Source organism: Sphingomonas sp. Root241, assembly GCF_001428865.1.
GTDB lineage: Bacteria > Pseudomonadota > Alphaproteobacteria > Sphingomonadales > Sphingomonadaceae > Sphingomonas.
Genome location: NZ_LMIV01000001.1, coordinates 1,303,905 through 1,319,725, shown reverse-complemented (window position 1 = coordinate 1,319,725; position 15,821 = coordinate 1,303,905). Strand labels below are relative to the sequence as shown.

General features: G+C 65.8%; 15 protein-coding genes. 6 read left to right on the top strand and 9 right to left on the bottom strand.

Features of this window, described 5'->3' with window-relative positions; genetic code table 11:
• Positions 1-37: 37 nt before the first annotated feature.
• The 4 genes from frr to rpsB all read right to left on the bottom strand — a co-directional run bounded on the left by frr (position 38) and on the right by rpsB (position 3,578).
• Positions 38-595, bottom strand: a complete 558-nt coding sequence (gene frr, locus ASE13_RS06090) for a ribosome recycling factor (protein ID WP_029724523.1) — start codon at positions 593-595, stop codon at positions 38-40.
• A 28-nt stretch (positions 596-623) separates the two neighbouring features.
• Positions 624-1,355, bottom strand: a complete 732-nt coding sequence (gene pyrH / locus ASE13_RS06085; protein ID WP_056612684.1) for a UMP kinase — start codon at positions 1,353-1,355, stop codon at positions 624-626.
• A gap of 273 nt (positions 1,356-1,628) precedes the next feature.
• Positions 1,629-2,564, bottom strand: coding sequence for a translation elongation factor Ts (tsf, locus tag ASE13_RS06080; protein WP_056612682.1), 936 nt, complete (start codon positions 2,562-2,564; stop codon positions 1,629-1,631).
• Positions 2,565-2,642: 78 nt separating this feature from the next.
• Positions 2,643-3,578 carry a 30S ribosomal protein S2 gene (gene rpsB / locus ASE13_RS06075; RefSeq protein WP_056612680.1) on the bottom strand — a complete coding sequence of 312 codons (936 nt, stop codon included), beginning with the start codon at positions 3,576-3,578 and terminating at the stop codon, positions 2,643-2,645.
• A gap of 272 nt (positions 3,579-3,850) precedes the next feature.
• Between rpsB and ASE13_RS19750 the strand changes: the two genes are divergently transcribed.
• Entirely contained in the window at positions 3,851-4,066 is a 216-nt protein-coding gene (locus ASE13_RS19750) for a hypothetical protein (RefSeq protein ID WP_156404755.1), read from the top strand.
• Here ASE13_RS19750 and pssA read toward each other — a convergent pair.
• Both pssA and ASE13_RS06065 read right to left on the bottom strand, forming a co-directional pair.
• Positions 4,005-4,820 carry a CDP-diacylglycerol--serine O-phosphatidyltransferase gene (gene pssA / locus ASE13_RS06070; protein ID WP_056612679.1) on the bottom strand — a complete coding sequence of 272 codons (816 nt, stop codon included), beginning with the start codon at positions 4,818-4,820 and terminating at the stop codon, positions 4,005-4,007. The two genes, ASE13_RS19750 and pssA, sit on opposite strands and share 62 nt — an antisense overlap.
• Positions 4,817-5,545, bottom strand: coding sequence for a phosphatidylserine decarboxylase (locus ASE13_RS06065; protein WP_056612677.1), 729 nt, complete (start codon positions 5,543-5,545; stop codon positions 4,817-4,819). Before ASE13_RS06065 ends, pssA begins: the two co-directional genes overlap by 4 nt.
• Before the next feature lie 300 nt (positions 5,546-5,845).
• Here ASE13_RS06065 and ASE13_RS06060 point away from each other — a divergent pair, with 300 nt between their 5' ends.
• From ASE13_RS06060 to ASE13_RS06040, 5 genes are all read left to right on the top strand, one after another.
• Positions 5,846-6,466 carry a class I SAM-dependent methyltransferase gene (locus ASE13_RS06060; RefSeq protein WP_056612675.1) on the top strand — a complete coding sequence of 207 codons (621 nt, stop codon included), beginning with the start codon at positions 5,846-5,848 and terminating at the stop codon, positions 6,464-6,466.
• Between the two features lie 77 nt (positions 6,467-6,543).
• Positions 6,544-7,764, top strand: a complete 1,221-nt coding sequence (locus ASE13_RS06055; RefSeq protein ID WP_056612673.1) for an NADP-dependent isocitrate dehydrogenase — start codon at positions 6,544-6,546, stop codon at positions 7,762-7,764.
• 274 nt (positions 7,765-8,038) lie between these two features.
• Positions 8,039-9,811, top strand: a complete 1,773-nt coding sequence (locus ASE13_RS06050) for a cation:proton antiporter (RefSeq protein ID WP_056612671.1) — start codon at positions 8,039-8,041, stop codon at positions 9,809-9,811.
• Between the two features lie 63 nt (positions 9,812-9,874).
• Positions 9,875-10,399 (top strand): hypothetical protein, encoded by a 525-nt coding sequence (locus ASE13_RS06045; protein ID WP_056612669.1) that lies wholly within the window; start codon positions 9,875-9,877, stop codon positions 10,397-10,399.
• 25 nt (positions 10,400-10,424) lie between these two features.
• Positions 10,425-10,940, top strand: a complete 516-nt coding sequence (locus tag ASE13_RS06040) for a hypothetical protein (RefSeq protein ID WP_056612667.1) — start codon at positions 10,425-10,427, stop codon at positions 10,938-10,940.
• A gap of 27 nt (positions 10,941-10,967) precedes the next feature.
• On the opposite strand, the gene alaS is transcribed toward ASE13_RS06040, so the two are convergent.
• The 3 genes from alaS to ASE13_RS06025 are packed head-to-tail and all read right to left on the bottom strand — an operon-like array spanning position 10,968 to position 15,793.
• A complete protein-coding gene (alaS, locus tag ASE13_RS06035; RefSeq protein WP_056612665.1) occupies positions 10,968-13,619 on the bottom strand; it encodes an alanine--tRNA ligase in 2,652 nt (883 codons plus the stop codon).
• An 18-nt stretch (positions 13,620-13,637) separates the two neighbouring features.
• Entirely contained in the window at positions 13,638-14,531 is an 894-nt protein-coding gene (locus ASE13_RS06030) for a diacylglycerol/lipid kinase family protein (protein WP_056612663.1), read from the bottom strand.
• Positions 14,528-15,793 (bottom strand): M24 family metallopeptidase, encoded by a 1,266-nt coding sequence (locus tag ASE13_RS06025; RefSeq protein WP_056612661.1) that lies wholly within the window; start codon positions 15,791-15,793, stop codon positions 14,528-14,530. Before ASE13_RS06025 ends, ASE13_RS06030 begins: the two co-directional genes overlap by 4 nt.
• Positions 15,794-15,821: the final 28 nt, after the last annotated feature.

The window sequence follows — 15,821 nt, the reverse complement described above, 5'->3', positions numbered from 1 at the left end:
CAGTCGACCGGCATCGAAGAATGGCGAATGCCCGGCGTCACTTGCCCAGGATTTCCTTTTCCTTGCTCGCCGCCGCGGCGTCGATCTCGGCGATCGTGCTGTCGGTCAGCTTCTGGACCTCGGTCTCGTGGCGCTTGCGCTCGTCCTCGCCGAACACGCCCTTCTTCTCGTCGGTCTTGAGGCTGTCATTGCCGTCGCGACGGACGTTGCGCACGGCGATACGCGCCTTCTCGGCATATTGGTTCGCCAACTTGGCGAGCTCCTTGCGACGCTCTTCGGTCAGATCGGGGATCGGCAGGCGCAAGGTCTGGCCGTCGACGATCGGGTTGAGGCCGAGGCCGGCCGATCGGATCGCCTTGTCGACCGGGCCGACATTGGTCTTGTCCCACACCTGCACCGAAAGCATGCGCGGCTCGGGCGCCGAGACGCTGGCGAGCTGGTTGATCGGCATGTGCGAGCCATAGACCTCGACACTCACCGGATCGAGCAACGTCGTCGACGCGCGGCCCGTGCGCAGGCCCTGGAGGTCGTGCTTGAGCGCCTCGACCGCACCGGCCATGCGGCGCTCGAGATCTGCCTTGTCGTAAGCGGCCATTTCAAGGCTCTCCTGTTCAGGTTCTGGTTCAGGCCGAAGCGGGTTCGTTCCGGACGATCGTCGAGGCGCCCTCGCCGCGCAACACGGCAGAGAGATTGCCTTCGTCGCGGATGTTGAACACCACGATCGGGATGTTGTTGTCGCGGCACAGGGCCACGGCGGACGCGTCCATCACCTTCAGATTGTCTGCGAGGACGCGATCGTAACTAAGTGAATCATAACGCTTCGCGGTCGGCACCTTCTTGGGATCGGCATCATAGATGCCGTCGACCGAAGTGCCCTTGAACAGAGCGTCGCAGTTCATCTCCGCGGCGCGCAGCGCGGCGGTGGTGTCGGTGGTGAAGAAGGGCAGCCCGGTGCCCGCGGCGAAGATCACCACGCGGCCCTTTTCCATGTGCCGCTCGGCGCGGCGGCGGATATAGGGTTCGCATACGCTCGCCATCGGGATCGCCGATTGGACGCGCGTCTGGACGCCGATCTTCTCCATCGCGTTTTGCATCGCGAGCGCGTTCATGACGGTCGCGAGCATGCCCATGTAATCGGCGCTCGCACGATCGAAGCCCTGCGCCGCGCCCGCCAGGCCGCGGAAGATATTGCCTCCGCCGACGACCATGCAGACCTCGAGCCCGGTCTCCACGGCTTCCTTCACTTCGGCCGCCACGCGGTCGCAAGTGGCAGGATCGATGCCGAACTGGCCAGAGCCCATCAGGACCTCGCCCGAGAGTTTCAGAAGGATGCGTTTGAAGCGGGGAGCGGTCATTTGAGCCTTGGATATGAGGCGAATAGCGAAGCGGCGCGGACCTTAGAGGTGCCGCGCCGCAGGAACAACACTCTATATCCCCTCTCCCCTTGATAGGGGAGAGGATACCGCAGCTTGGCAGCTTGCTGCCTAGCGRAGGTTGTGAGGGGTAGAGCGAGGCAAAGCCTCGCGCGGCTCCGCCGGAGCCGCTCACCCCTCACCCAGCTCCGACTAAGGCTCTTCGAGCCCAAGTCTGCGCAACCCTCTCCCCTCGAGGGGGGAGGGAGAGTGGATTTACTTGGTCAGACCGGCGGTCGCCGCAACCTCGGCCGCGAAGTCGCTCTCTTCCTTCTCGATGCCTTCGCCGAGCTGGAAGCGGACATAGTCCTTGAGCACGATCGACGCGCCGGCATCCTTGCCGGCCTTGGCGATCACGTCCTGAACCGGAGTCTTGCCGTCCATGACGAACGCCTGGGTGAGCAGCGCGTTCTCCTTCTTGAACTTCTCGATCGGCCCGTTGAGGATCTTCTCGGCCACCTCGGCAGACTTGCCGACGATCTTCTCGGCGTTCTTCTCGCGCAGGATCGCAGCCTCGCGCTCGACGACGTCCGGATCGAGGCCCTCGACCGAAAGCGCCAGCGGGAAGGCGGCCGCGATGTGCATCGCCAGCTGCTTGCCGAGCGGCTCGAGCACGTCGACGCCGGCATCCGATTCGAGTGCGACGAGCACGCCGATCTTGCCGAGGCCGGGGGCCGCCGCGTTGTGGACATAGGGAATCACGGCGCCGTTGGTCACTTCGACCTTCTTCGCGCGGCGGAGAACCTGATTCTCGCCGATCGTCGCGATGTTCGCGGTCAGCACTTCCTCGACGCTGCCGCCGGCAGCCATCGGCGAAGCCTTGATCGCATCGACGCTGTCGCCCTTTTCGAGCGCGATCGACGTCACTTCGCGGACGAAGTTCTGGAAGATCTCGTTCTTGGCGACGAAGTCGGTCTGCGAATTGACTTCGACGGCGACGCCCTTGGTACCGGCAACCGCGACGCCGACCAGGCCTTCAGCGGCCGTACGGCTCGACTTCTTGGCGGCGGCGGCAAGGCCCTTCGAGCGCAGCCAATCGCTGGCGGCTTCGAGGTCGCCATTGGTCTCGGTGAGCGCCTTCTTGCAATCCATCATGCCGGCGCCGCTCTTTTCGCGGAGCTCCTTCACGGCTGCTGCAGTGATCTCGGCCATGTTCTATTCCTCAGCTAAAAATCGGGCGGAGCAGTGCGTGATGCCCTGCCCCGCCCCCATTACGGTTGGATGACGGGATCAGGCGTCGATCTGACGCTCGCCCTCTTCGGCCTGTTCGGGCGTGGTCGCGGCGGCGGGAGCCTCGGGCTCTTCGGCAGCGGCAGGAGCCTCGGCCTCTGCGGCGGCGGCAGGAGCTTCGAACTCCTCGGCGGTCACGACCGGCGCGTCGGCGGCGGGCGCTTCTTCAGCGACCGGAGCCGGGGCGACGAGCGCTTCCTCGACCGGAGGCTGCTCGGCGGCGCCGAAGTCGAAGCCCTGGTTGCGCTGCTGCTCCTGGCCACCGCGGGTCGCGGCGATCGCCACGGCTTCGCAGTAGAGACGGATGGCGCGCGAGGCGTCGTCATTCGCCGGAACCGGGAAGGCGATGCCGTCCGGGCTCACGTTCGAATCGAGGATCGCGACGACGGGGATGCCGAGCGTGTTGGCTTCCTTGATCGCCAGCTCTTCCTTGTTCGCGTCGATCACGAACATGATGTCGGGAACGCCGCCCATGTCGCGGATGCCGCCGAGCGAAAGCTCGAGCTTGTCCTTCTCACGGGTGAGCTGGAGCACTTCCTTCTTGGTCAGGCCGTGCGTGTCGCCCGAAAGCTGCTCCTCGAGCGTCTTGAGGCGCTTGATCGAGTTGCTGATGGTCTTCCAGTTGGTGAGCATGCCGCCCAGCCAGCGGTGGTTGACGAAATGCTGGTTCGCGCGGCGGGCTGCCTCGGCGATCGGCTCCTGCGCCTGGCGCTTGGTGCCGACGAAGAGGACCTTGCCGCCGGCGGCGACGGTCGAGTTCACGAACTCGAGAGCGCGCGCGAAGAGCGGCACGGTCTGCGAAAGATCGATGATGTGGACGCCGTTGCGATCGCCGAAGATGTAGGGCTTCATCTTCGGGTTCCAGCGGTGGGTCTGGTGACCGAAGTGCGCGCCCGATTCGAGCAATTGCTGCATGGTGACGACAGGTGCCGCCATAGGGATAACTCCTTCCGGTTGAGCCTCTGGGAAGCGAGTGACCAGGCAAGCGCCGTGGCACCGGTTTATGATGCTTCCCATGCGGGTTGAGGCGGCGCGCTTAGCCGAACGCTCGCCCCTATGCAAGCAGAACAATCTGTGAACATCGTGTTGACAGCAGAACGTTAACGGAACATAAAGGGCTCAGAAGCGGGGCATGGAACGCCTCGCCTCGTCAAGATGTTGGAATCATTGAATTCCCGCAGTTCGGATGCGGAATTGGGAGCCGATTGATGACTGGGATCGCCATTGCACTGCTGTTCGGCTCGGCCTTCATGGCGGCAGCATGGACTCTCTACGCCAGCATCCGGCCCCAGCTGCATCGCTTCGAGGCGCTGTTTGGTCCGGTGCCGACGTTTCCCGCCCTTCCGCCGCGGCTCAGCCGGGTTACGGTGCGGGCGGTTCAGGCTCGGATGCCGGTGCGGGCGCCGCTGCGCGCAGCCGCATGACCCGGCGATAGCTGCGTACGCTGAATGGGATCGTCGCCAGATAGGCGATCGCGAGCAGCGCCAGCGTCGGCCAGGGCGCCGAGACCAGGGCCGCGACGAAGACCACCAGCAGCGCCACCGCCTCGAAGCGGATCCGTTGCTTGATCCGCACCGCCGGTGCGAAGGTGGCGATGCTGGATATCAGCAGCACGGCGATGAACGCGGTCCACAGCGCGATCACGATCGGCGTGCGAAGCAGCGCCTCCCCCGTCCACAGCCACAGATAGAGCGGCGTCATCGCCAGCAGCGCGCCCGCCGGCGCGGGAACGCCGGTGAGGAAACCGGCGGATTTATGCGGCTGGTGCTCCTGGTCGATATTGGCGTTGAACCGCGCGAGGCGCAGCGCGCAGAAGAGCGCGAGCAGCAAGGCGACCATCCAGCCGAACCGGCCCAGCCCGTTGAGCGACCAGAGATAGAGGATCAGCGCGGGCGCCACGCCGAACGAGATCGCATCGGAGAGGCTGTCGAGCTCGGCGCCGAATCGGCTCTCCGCGCGCACCAGCCGGGCGATCTTGCCGTCGAGTCCGTCGAACACCGCCGCGGCCAGGACCAGCAGCACCGCGACTTCCCAATTCCCGAGGATCGCGAAGCGTATCGCGGTCAGCCCCGAACAGAGCGCGAGCGCCGTGACCGTATTCGGCAGCACCGCGCGGAGCGGGATGCCGCCCTCGCGGCGCGGCCGCCTTGGAAGCCTGCCCGCGCGGGGCGGCTTCATTGCGCGATGCCGGTCGCGCGCATTGCGCCCTTGCGCGCGAGGATGGTCTCGCCGGCGATGGCGCGATGGCCGAGCGCGACTTCGACGCCGTAGCTTTCGGGGATGAACACGTCGACACGGCTGCCGAAACGGATCAGCCCGACGCGCTGGCCACCGACCACCATGTCCCCTGCCTTGACGAAGCTGACGATCCGGCGCGCGACGAGGCCGGCGATCTGGGTGAAGCCGATCCGCTGCCCGTTCTTGTCCTCGACGATGATGTACTGCCGCTCATTCTCTTCGCTCGCCTTGTCGAAGTCGGCGTTCATGAACTTGCCTGCGATGTAGATGACGTGGCGGATCGTGCCGGTGATCGGGGTGCGATTGATGTGCACGTCGAACACGCTCATGAACACCGAAACCCGCAGCATCGGCCCATCGCCCAGCGCATGCGGGCCCGAAAGCTCCGGCGGCAGCGTCACGCGCTCGATCATCGTGATCAGCCCGTCGGCGGGCGAGACGATCAATCCTTCGCCCTGCGGCGTCACCCGCACGGGATCGCGAAAGAAGGCCGCGACGCCCAGCGTCAGGAACACCAAAGGCCAGGTGATGAAATCCCATACGAACAGGCTGACCAGCGCGATCGCGCCGGCGATCAGCACATATTTGCGCCCTTCGGGGTGAATGTCGGGAAAGCGCCACTTCACGGTCGAGGTACCGACGGAAGGCTTGTCGAGGGATGCCATGCGGCGCGGTGTAGCGGCACATGGCCGCATTTCCTAGACGGCGGCGCGAGTTTCCGTGCCGCTTAATTGCTGCCCGGGTTCGGCGACCGCGGAGACGCAACATACCGGCCGCACCCTCCCCTCGACCTGATTGTTGCAGTTCGGCTTTGCGGGACGCCGCGGCTGGTGTATCTGCGCGCCACACTGTTCGAGTTCGGGGGCAGATTGTCCCCGATTAAAGCAACTGCTGCGCTTGAATGTTCGTTCGTTTTCGCGAAAGCGCGTGCGCACTGATTGCCACGAAAGCTGCAAAGGACTCCCATGCCCGCATCGACCGTCTCCGCAAAGCGCCGCCGTGCAAGCATGCGCGCCGCCGGAGTGTCCTCGCCCTGGGTCATGTTCCTCAAGGGCTTCTTCAAGCATCCGGTGATGGTGGGCGCGATCGCCTCCTCGTCGCAGCGGCTCGTGCGGCACATGCTCAGCCCGGTCGATTGGGACAATTGCAAGCTGTTCGTCGAATACGGCCCCGGCGTCGGCACTTTCACCCGCACGATTCTCGAGCGCCTCGCCCCCGACGCGAAGCTGATCGTGATCGACACCAACCCGGATTTCATCCGCTATCTCAAGCACACGATCGACGATCCCCGCTTCATCGCGATCAATGACTCGGCGGCCGACATCAAGCGGATCATCGCCGATCATGGCTTCGAGCATGCCGATTACATCGCCTCGGGCCTGCCCTTCTCGACGCTCCCGACGGGCGTGGGCGATGCGATCGCCCATGCGACGCACGACATCCTGCGCAAGGACGGCGCGTTCCTCGTCTACCAATACAATCCCAAGGTGCGGAACTTCCTGACGCCCTATTGGGAGCATATCGATCACGCGGTCGAATGGTGGAACCTGCCCCCGGCGCAGCTCTGGTGGGCGTGGAAGAAGTGAGCGCCGCCAAGGCCGCTTGATCCCCCTCCCCCATCGCCCTAGACGCTCGCCCAAACCCTAAACAGGAAAGCGAGCACATGGCGAAGATCAAGGTTGCAACGCCGGTCGTGGAGATCGACGGCGACGAGATGACGCGGATCATCTGGCAGTGGATTCGCGAGCGCCTGATCCTCCCCTATCTCGACATCGACCTGAAATATTACGACCTCGGCGTCGAGAAGCGCGACGAGACCAACGATCAGATCACGATCGATTCGGCGAATGCGATTCGGCAGTACGGCGTCGGCGTGAAGTGCGCGACGATCACCCCGGACGAGCAGCGCGTCGAGGAATTCGGCCTCAAGGAGATGTGGAAGTCGCCCAACGGCACGATCCGCAACATCCTGGGCGGCGTGATCTTCCGCGAGCCGATCGTGATCTCGAACGTCCCCCGCCTGATCCCCGGCTGGACCCGCCCGATCGTCGTCGGCCGCCATGCCTTCGGCGACCAGTACAAGGCGACCGACTTCAAGGTGCCCGGCAAGGGCAAGCTCACCATGAAATGGGAAGGCGAGAACGGCGAGACGATCGAGAAGGAAGTGTTCAACTTCCCCGACGCGGGCGTCGCGATGGGCATGTACAATCTCGACGAATCGATCACCGACTTCGCCCGCGCCAGCATGAACTACAGCCTCGGCCGCGGCTGGCCGCTCTATCTCTCGACCAAGAACACGATCCTCAAGGCCTATGACGGGCGCTTCAAGGACATCTTCCAGGCCGTGTTCGAAGCCGAGTTCAAGGACAAGTTCCAGGCGGCCGGCATCGTCTACGAACATCGCCTGATCGACGACATGGTCGCCAGCGCGCTCAAGTGGCACGGCGAATTCGTCTGGGCGTGCAAGAACTATGACGGCGACGTCCAGTCGGACCAGGTCGCGCAGGGCTTCGGCTCGCTAGGCCTGATGACTTCGGTGCTGATGTCGCCCGACGGCAAGACGATCGAGGCCGAGGCGGCGCACGGCACCGTCACGCGCCACTATCGCCAGCACCAGCAGGGCAAGGCGACCTCGACCAATCCGATCGCCTCGATCTTCGCCTGGACCGGCGGCCTGAAGTATCGCGGCAAGTTCGACGACACGCCGGACGTGACGCGCTTCGCCGAGACGCTCGAGAAGGTCTGCATCAAGACCGTCGAGAGCGGCGCGATGACCAAGGACCTCGCATTGCTGATCGGACCCGATCAGGCCTGGATGACCACCGAGCAGTTCTTCGAGACGGTTCGCGTCAACCTCGAGAACGAAATGGGCAGCTGGCAATAAGCTGCGCGCCACGCAGAATGAAAAGGGGCGGCCGCGGTCGCCCCTTTTTTTTTGCTCGCGACGAGCGGCGGCGGATGTCGCCGGTGACGGCCGGGTGCGTCTTGCAGCTAATCTCCGGTCACCGCGGGTTGCAATGTAGGAATAGACATGCTGGCATATTCGGCATGGCTCGCTCCACTTCCCACCTGCCCTTCGACCTCCGATTTCACGAAACAAAATTGCGAGATGAATCGCGTTTTGGACAAGTGAGTCAATTTAGCGCGCCGATCAGCTGATGCTCAATCTGACCAACACCGGATTCAGCGATACACTAGTCATCCTCGGTGCGGCCGGACTGGTGATCCCCGCCTTCGCGCGCTTTCGTATCAGCCCGGTGATCGGGTTCATTCTCGTCGGTGCGCTGGTCGGCCCTTTCGGGCTCGGCTCGTTGGTCAGTCAGAACTCCTGGCTCTATTATTTCACCATCTCCGACGCCCATTCGATCGAGCCCTTCGCCGAGTTCGGGATCATCCTTCTCCTGTTCTCGATCGGGCTCGAGCTCTCGTTCAAGCGATTATGGGCGATGCGCACGCTGGTGTTCGGCGTTGGCGCAGCCGAGCTCGCCTGCGCCGGGTTGATCCTCGCCGCGGCACTCTATCTCACTGGCCTCAGCACCGGCGGCGCCATCGGGCTCGGGCTGGCACTGGCATTGTCCTCGACCGCCTTGGTGGTTCCCATTGCCGGAACCACGAGCGCAGTGGGCCGAGCGGCATTTGCCATGCTGCTGTTCGAGGATCTGGCGCTCGTTCCGATCATCTTCATGCTCGGCGCGCTCTCGCCCGCACCCGGCGTCGCCGGCGCGGCAGGACTGCTGGCCACGCTCGGCATGGGCGTGCTGACGGTCGCCATCCTGTTCGTCGGCGGGCGGCTGTTGCTGCCACGCATGTTCGCGCAGGCCGCGCGCACCAAGAGTCCCGAGCTCTTCCTCGCCGCCAGCCTGCTGGTCGTGATCGCCGCGAGCCTCGCCACCACTGCCGCCGGCTTGTCGCCGATCGTCGGCGCGCTGATCGCAGGCCTCTTGATCGCCGAAACCGAATATCATGGCGAGGTCGAAGCGATCACCGCGCCGTTCAAGGGCCTCGCACTCGGCGTGTTCCTGATCACCGTGGGCATGCGGCTCGATCTCGGCTTCGTGCTCGCCAACTGGGCGTCGCTGCTGGGCGCGACGGTGATGGTGATGGTGGTCAAGGTCGCCGTCACCACCGGGCTGCTCAAGCTGTCCGGCGCGCGCACCGGCACCGCGACCGAAACCGGCGTACTGATGGCGAGCCCCTCCGAAACCACGCTGATCGTGCTCGGCGTGGCCGGCGCGGCGGGCCTGATCTCGGGGACGACTGCGGCTTTCTGGACCACCGTCACTGCCATCGGCCTCACCGCCACGCCGCTCCTCGCCAAGGCCGGCCAGCTCTTCTCCCGCCTCATCGAGCAGCAGGAGAACGATGCCGCGCCGATCGCGGTGGACGAGACGAGCCCCGGTGCGGTGGTAATCGGCTTCGGCCGTGTCGGGCGGACCGTCGCCGACATGCTGCGGCGGCATAACCTGCCCTATCTCGGCGTCGATGCCGATATCGATAACGTCAATGCGGCGCGGAAGGACGGGTATACGGTGCTGTTCGGCGACGTGACGCGCAGCGAATTGGTCGACCAGCTCAAGCTCGGTTACGCCAAGGCGCTGGTACTGACGATGGACGACCCCGTGCTCACCGTCCGCCTCACCAAGCGCGTGCGGAGCTGGGTGCCCGACCTGCCGATCATCGCGCGTGCCCGCGACGCCGATCATGCCGCCGAGCTCTACAAGGCCGGCGCGACCGATGCCGTGCCCGAAACGCTCGAAAGCTCGCTCCAGCTCTCCGAAGCGGTGCTCGTCGATCTCGGCATGGCGGTCGGGCCGGTGATCGCGTCTATCCACGAGAAGCGCGACGAGATGCGCAAGTCGATCAAGGCGGCGTCGGACCTCGATCGCGAACCCCGGCTGCGACGCGTACGGCAGAGCGATGCGGCCGGGTAGCACAGGGCTTGCGAGGCGACGCGCGAGCGCGCATCCAACGCCCATAGTTTAGGAGCATTGCCCATGATCGCTGCCCTGTTGCTTGCCGGCCTGCTCGCGGGACAATCCGCACCCGCCACGCCTGCCGACCCGCTGGCGCCGGCGCGGGAAGGCAAACTTCGTTGCGTCGCGCCCAATCCGGCCAGGCTCACCTGCCGCACGATCATCCGCTATCAGGTGGCCGACGACGGCAGCTTCGATGCGACGGTGGCCGGCCTCGTCTCGGGCGACCCGGGCATCCTGCTGCGCTACAAGACCTTTGGCCGGATCGAGGAAGGCGGCGTCTGCGTGATGATCCGTGCCAGCGATTTCCAGAACGGCACGCTGCTGAGCAACGGCAAGCGGATGGCGCCCAATGCGGATCAGGCGATGCGGCTGCAGGTGCTCAACTCGGTACAACCGCTGCAGGGCAAGAAGCGCTGCACCCAGGACCGCACCGAAGACGGCGTGACGCGCATGATCGTGACGCTCGACGGCGTCGCGCATCCCGAACTCGCCCAACCCGTTGCCTGGGTTGCCCGCAGCGAGGGCTATGCAGTGGGGCGCTGAGCCTTTCCATGATGGAGTCCGACCGATGATCGAAGCGTTCTTCCTCCTGCTGGCGAGCGCGGCGCCGCAAGCCGCCGCCGATCCGCTGGCCTCGGCCAAGGCCGGCAAGCTCCAGTGCGCCAATCCCAATGTCGAGAAGAAGACGTGCATGGCGCTGAGCAGCTACAAGGTGAATCCCGACGGCAGCTTCGAATCGACCACGACCTTGGTCGTGGCACCGCAGCCGCTGATCACCATGGAAGTGAAGGCGCCGGGCATGGTGAAGGACGGCGCGCTGTGCGGGCCGATCCGCAAGGCCGATTTCGACGCCGCGAAGTTCCAGATGGACGGCAAGCCGCTCGACGAGGCCATGGCGAGCGCGATCCGTACGCAGGTCGTCGGCTCGATCACGCCCATGCTCGACAAGATGGGCTGCGCACGCGAGGCGCCGGACGGCGCGGCGTTCAAGGCCGAGGTGACGCTCGACGGCGTAGCGCATCCCGAAATGACCCAGCGCGTGCTGTGGGTGAAGCCCGAGGACGGCTACAAGCTCGGGCTGTAAACGAGAAACGGCGCTGCCACGACAGCGTCAGGCGGCCTCGCGAGCTCCGGCGAGGGCGCCCTTGACCGCTTCGATCGCCTCGGCGCCTTTTGCGCCGTCAGGACCGCCGCCCTGGGCCATGTCGGGACGGCCGCCGCCACCCTGCCCGCCCAGCACCGCGACTGCGGTCTTGACGAGATCCACCGCGCTCAGCCCGAGCCCGTCACTGACGCCGACCGCGACCGAGGCGCGACCGTCATTCACCGCCACCAGCGCGACGACGCCGCCGCCGATCCGCGCCTTGGCTTCGTCCACCGCGCCGCGAAGTGCCTTGGGATCTAGTCCGTCGAGCACCTGACCGACGAAATTGATTCCGCCCACCTGCTCGGGACCTGCCGGAGCGGCGGCCCCGCCGCCGCCCAGCGCCAACGCCTTTTTCGCATCGGCCAGCTCGCGCTCGAGCCGGCGACGTTCCTCGACCAAGGCGGCGACGCGCGCCGGCACTTCGTCGGGCGAGGACTTGAGCGCCGCGGCCGCTTCCTTCAGCCGTTCGTCGCGGACGTTGAGCCATTGCCGTGCGGCTTCGCCGGTCAGCGCCTCGATGCGGCGGATGCCCGAGGAGACCGCGCTCTCCGAGACGATCTTGAAGATCGCGATGTCGCCTGTCGCATTGACATGGGTGCCGCCGCACAATTCGACCGAATAATGCTGATCATCGCCGCGGCCCATCGAGAGCACGCGGACCTCGTCGCCATATTTCTCGCCGAACAGCGCCATCGCGCCCGCCTCGATAGCGTCTTCCGGCGTCATCAGCCGGGTGCCGACGCTCTCGTTATGGCGGATCTGCGCGTTCACGTCGGCCTCGATCTCGGCGATCTCCTGCGGCGTGAGTGCGCTCGGATGCGAGAAGTCGAAGCGCAGCCGATCGGGCGCGACCAGGCTGCCCTTCTGGGTGACGTGCCCGCCCAATCGCTTGCGCAGTGCCGCATGCAGCAGGTGGGTTGCCGAGTGGTTGGCGCGGATCTGGTCGCGGCGCACGGCGTCGACCGACAGCTTGACGGTATCGCCGACCGAAAGCTCGCCGCTCTCTATCTTCGTGTGATGCGCGTGCAGGCGGCCGAGCGGCTTGGAGGTGTCGTCCACTACCGCGCGCATCTTGTCGTTGGTGATCGTGCCGGCATCGCCCATCTGGCCGCCCGATTCACCGTAAAAAGGCGTCTGGTTGGTCAGGACGGTGACGCTGTCGCCCGCGCCCGCCTTGTCGACGCGGACGCCATCCTTGACGATCGCGACGACCTCGCCTTCGCCTTCGGTGCTGCTGTACCCGGTGAATTCGGTGCCGCCGAGTTCGTCGGCGATGTCGTACCAGACCTCGTCGCTGGCCTTGTCGCCCGAGCCCTTCCACGCGGCGCGCGCGGCGCGCTTCTGCTCGGCCATGGCGGTGTCGAAGCCGGTGCGATCGACCGAAATGCCGTCGGCACGCAACGCGTCTTCGGTCAGGTCGTACGGGAAGCCGAAGGTGTCGTAGAGCTTGAACGCGGTTTCGCCGGGAAGCGTATCGCCCTCGGCAAGCCCCTTGGTCGCCTCGTCGAGCAAGCGCAGGCCGTTGGCGAGCGTCTGGCGGAAGCGGGTCTCCTCCTGCAGGAGCGTCGCCTCGATCAGCGGCTGCGCGCGGACGAGCTCGGGATAAGCGGCACCCATTTCGGCGACGAGGCTCGGCACCATGCGATACATCAGCGGGTCCTTCGCACCCAGCAGATGCGCATGCCGCATCGCGCGGCGCATGATGCGGCGGAGCACATAGCCGCGGCCCTCATTCGCCGGCAGCACGCCGTCGGCAACGAGGAAGCCCGAGGCGCGCAGGTGATCGGCGATCACGCGGTGGCTCGCCTGGTTGTCGCCGGTGGTCGAAGCGCCGGTGAGTGCGCCACTCTCGGCGATCAGCGCCTTGAAGGTGTCGGTGTCGTAATTGTCATGGACGCCCTGGAGCACTGCGGCGACGCGCTCGAGACCCATGCCGGTATCGATGCTCGGCCTGGGCAGTTCGCCGATCTGGACGTCGTTCTCTTGCAGATACTGCATGAAGACGAGGTTCCAGATCTCGACGAAACGGCCGCCGTCCTCCTCGGGCGACCCCGGAGGACCGCCATAGATATGGTCGCCATGATCGTAGAAGATCTCCGAACACGGCCCGCACGGTCCGTCCGATCCCATCGCCCAGAAATTGTCCTTGGTCGCGATGCGGATGATACGGCTCTCGGGGAGGCCGGCGATCTTCTTCCACAGGTCGAATGCCTGATCGTCGGTGTGATAGACGGTGGCGGTCAGCTTCTCCGCCGGGATGCCCCATTCCTTCGTCAGCAGCGTCCACGCGTGCGTGATCGCCTGCTCCTTGAAATAGTCGCCGAACGAGAAGTTGCCGAGCATCTCGAAGAAGGTGTGGTGGCGCGCGGTGTAGCCGACATTGTCGAGATCGTTGTGCTTGCCGCCGGCGCGGACGCATTTCTGCGAGCTGGTCGCGATCGAATAGGGACGCGTCTCCAGCCCGGTGAACACGTTCTTGAACGGCACCATGCCCGCGTTGACGAACATCAGCGTCGGGTCGTTGTGCGGCACCAGCGGCGCGCTGGGTACGCGGGCATGACCCTGCGCTTCGAAATAGTCGAGGAAGCTGCGGCGGATATCGTTCGTGGACGTCATGGGTGCGACGTAGGGGAACTAGTCCCGTTCCTCAAGCGGCGCGATGACGCTGAGCGCTCTCGAATCGAGCGTGAAGGCGAGCGGAACGGCGAGCGACTTCACTTCGCCGTCGAGTGCGACATCGATGCATCGCTTCGGGCCGGTGACGCGCAGTTCGGGCGTGTCGCCGATCGCGGCGAAATCGCGGGCCGGGTCGGCGCGGCCGATCAGTGCCCGGAGTGCGAAGCCGATCAGCGCCATGCGGCGGCGTGACGCGACGGCATAGACCGACAACACGCCGTCATCGAGCGCGGCGCGCTGACCGAGCCTGCCGGCCTCGAGCACATAGCGATTGTTGCCGACGAACAGCATCGGCGTGACGATGTGCTCCTCCCTCCCCGGCATTTCGAGCCGCAGCCGGCGGTGCCGCATCCGCCGCAGCGCGGCCGCCGCGGCGGGCAATGCCGCCAGTTTCTTGGGAAGCGCCATGCCTTCGCGCTGCTGGACGAGATCGGGATAGAAGCCGATCGACGCATTGTTGACGAAGACATGGCCGTTGACGCGGGCGATATCGATCCGGCGCTGCGTGCCGCTCGCAATGAGCCTCGCCGCATCGGGCAACCTGAGCGGGATACCGAGTTCGCGGACGAGGTGGTTGCGTGTTCCGAGCGGGAGGATGCCGAGCGTCGAACCACTCTTCGCCAATGCTCCGGCTGCACTGCCGAGCGTGCCGTCGCCGCCGCCGATCACCACCAGATTGCGGCCGGCGACCTTCGCCACCGCATCCGCCATGCCGTGGCCGGACAGGAGCTGGAGGTCGATTTTCACGCCGGCGTCGGCGAACGCCTTCTCGATCTCCTCTTTCAGCGCCTCGCCTCGTGCCGCGGCAGTGCCTCCGCTGCGATTGACGAGGACGGGAACGGGTTCGCTCACTCGAACGGGCGATCGATCGACTTGGGCGGCACGCTGAACCATTTCGGGCCGGTCTCGGTCATATGGAAGCAATCCTCGAGGCGGATGCCGAAGTTGCCGGGGATGTAGATGCCGGGCTCGTTCGAGAAGCACATGCCGGGCGCGAGCCGGGTTTTCTCGCCGCGGACGAGATTCACCGGCTCGTGCCCGTCCATGCCGATGCCGTGGCCGGTGCGGTGCGAGAGGCCAGGCAGCTTGTAGTCCGGGCCGTAGCCGAGCGAAGTGTAATAGCCGCGCACCGCGTCATCGACCGAGCCGGCGGGCGCGCCGAGCTTCGCGGCCTCGAGCGCGATCTGCTGGCCGCGGGCGACCACGTCCCAGACCTTGCGCTGCTCGGCGTTCGCGATGCCGAAGACAAAGCTGCGCGACACGTCGGATTGATAGCCCTGGACGCTGCAGCCGCAGTCCATCAGCACGACTTCGCCAGGCACCACCTTCTGGGGCTTGCCGCTGCCGTGCGGATAGGCGGCAGCCTCGCCCAGCAGGATCAGGTTCCACTCGTTCGAGCCGCCGAGCTTGCGGGTCGCGGCGCTCATCAATGCAGCGATGTCCTGCGGAGTCATCCCCGCGGTGATCCGGGGATATGTCCATCGATAGGCGGCGATCGTCACGTCGGTGGCGAGCTGCATCAGTGCGAGCTCGGGCGCGGTCTTGATCATGCGGCAGCCGCGGACGACCGGATTGGCCGAGACGATCCTGGCGCCCGGCAGCGCGCGCTGAAGCCCATCGACGATGAAATAACGGTTGGTCTCCTCGATCCCGACCGGCTTCGTGGCGAGCTTGCGATCCTTCAGGAAGCCGGCGACCACCTTGAGCGGATCCTGATCCTCCTGCCACACGCGCACCTCCGCCGGTATGGCGAGGCTCTCGCGGACCGAGGGCTCTTCGAAGAACGGCGTGACGATGCACGGCTCGCCTTCGACCGGGAGGACGACGCAGGTCAGCCGCTCGCTGCGGCTCCAGCGCACGCCGGTGAAATAGATCAGCGACGATCCCGGCTCGATCAGCACCGCGCCGATGCCGTTCGCCTGCATCAGCGCCTGGGCGCGGGCAATGCGCGCCTTGCGTTCCCCGGGGCCGATCGGCTGCGCGCCGGTGGTGATGTCCTTCAGGTCCGACACATGGATATCGGCGGCGCGAAGCACCCCCGGTAGCGCCAGCAGCGGTACCGCGCCGGCCGCCCGGATCAGCGTGCGGCGGCTGAGGCGAAGCGGGTGTAGCATCGGGACGACTCCGGCAAGAATTGCGTGG

Bases quoted from the DNA above. Each gene is read 5' to 3' on its own strand.
- ASE13_RS06045 (WP_056612669.1), top strand. From the start codon at position 9,875: ATGATCGCTGCCCTGTTGCTTGCCGGCCTGCTCGCGGGACAATCCGCA.
- ASE13_RS06055 (WP_056612673.1), top strand. From the start codon at position 6,544: ATGGCGAAGATCAAGGTTGCAACGCCGGTCGTGGAGATCGACGGCGAC.
- alaS (WP_056612665.1), bottom strand. From the start codon at position 13,619: ATGACGTCCACGAACGATATCCGCCGCAGCTTCCTCGACTATTTCGAA.
- ASE13_RS19750 (WP_156404755.1), top strand. From the start codon at position 3,851: ATGACTGGGATCGCCATTGCACTGCTGTTCGGCTCGGCCTTCATGGCG.
- ASE13_RS06025 (WP_056612661.1), bottom strand. From the start codon at position 15,793: ATGCTACACCCGCTTCGCCTCAGCCGCCGCACGCTGATCCGGGCGGCC.
- tsf (WP_056612682.1), bottom strand. From the start codon at position 2,564: ATGGCCGAGATCACTGCAGCAGCCGTGAAGGAGCTCCGCGAAAAGAGC.
- frr (WP_029724523.1), bottom strand. From the start codon at position 595: ATGGCCGCTTACGACAAGGCAGATCTCGAGCGCCGCATGGCCGGTGCG.
- pssA (WP_056612679.1), bottom strand. From the start codon at position 4,820: ATGAAGCCGCCCCGCGCGGGCAGGCTTCCAAGGCGGCCGCGCCGCGAG.
- ASE13_RS06040 (WP_056612667.1), top strand. From the start codon at position 10,425: ATGATCGAAGCGTTCTTCCTCCTGCTGGCGAGCGCGGCGCCGCAAGCC.
- ASE13_RS06065 (WP_056612677.1), bottom strand. From the start codon at position 5,545: ATGGCATCCCTCGACAAGCCTTCCGTCGGTACCTCGACCGTGAAGTGG.
- ASE13_RS06060 (WP_056612675.1), top strand. From the start codon at position 5,846: ATGCCCGCATCGACCGTCTCCGCAAAGCGCCGCCGTGCAAGCATGCGC.
- ASE13_RS06050 (WP_056612671.1), top strand. From the start codon at position 8,039: ATGCTCAATCTGACCAACACCGGATTCAGCGATACACTAGTCATCCTC.
- rpsB (WP_056612680.1), bottom strand. From the start codon at position 3,578: ATGGCGGCACCTGTCGTCACCATGCAGCAATTGCTCGAATCGGGCGCG.
- pyrH (WP_056612684.1), bottom strand. From the start codon at position 1,355: ATGACCGCTCCCCGCTTCAAACGCATCCTTCTGAAACTCTCGGGCGAG.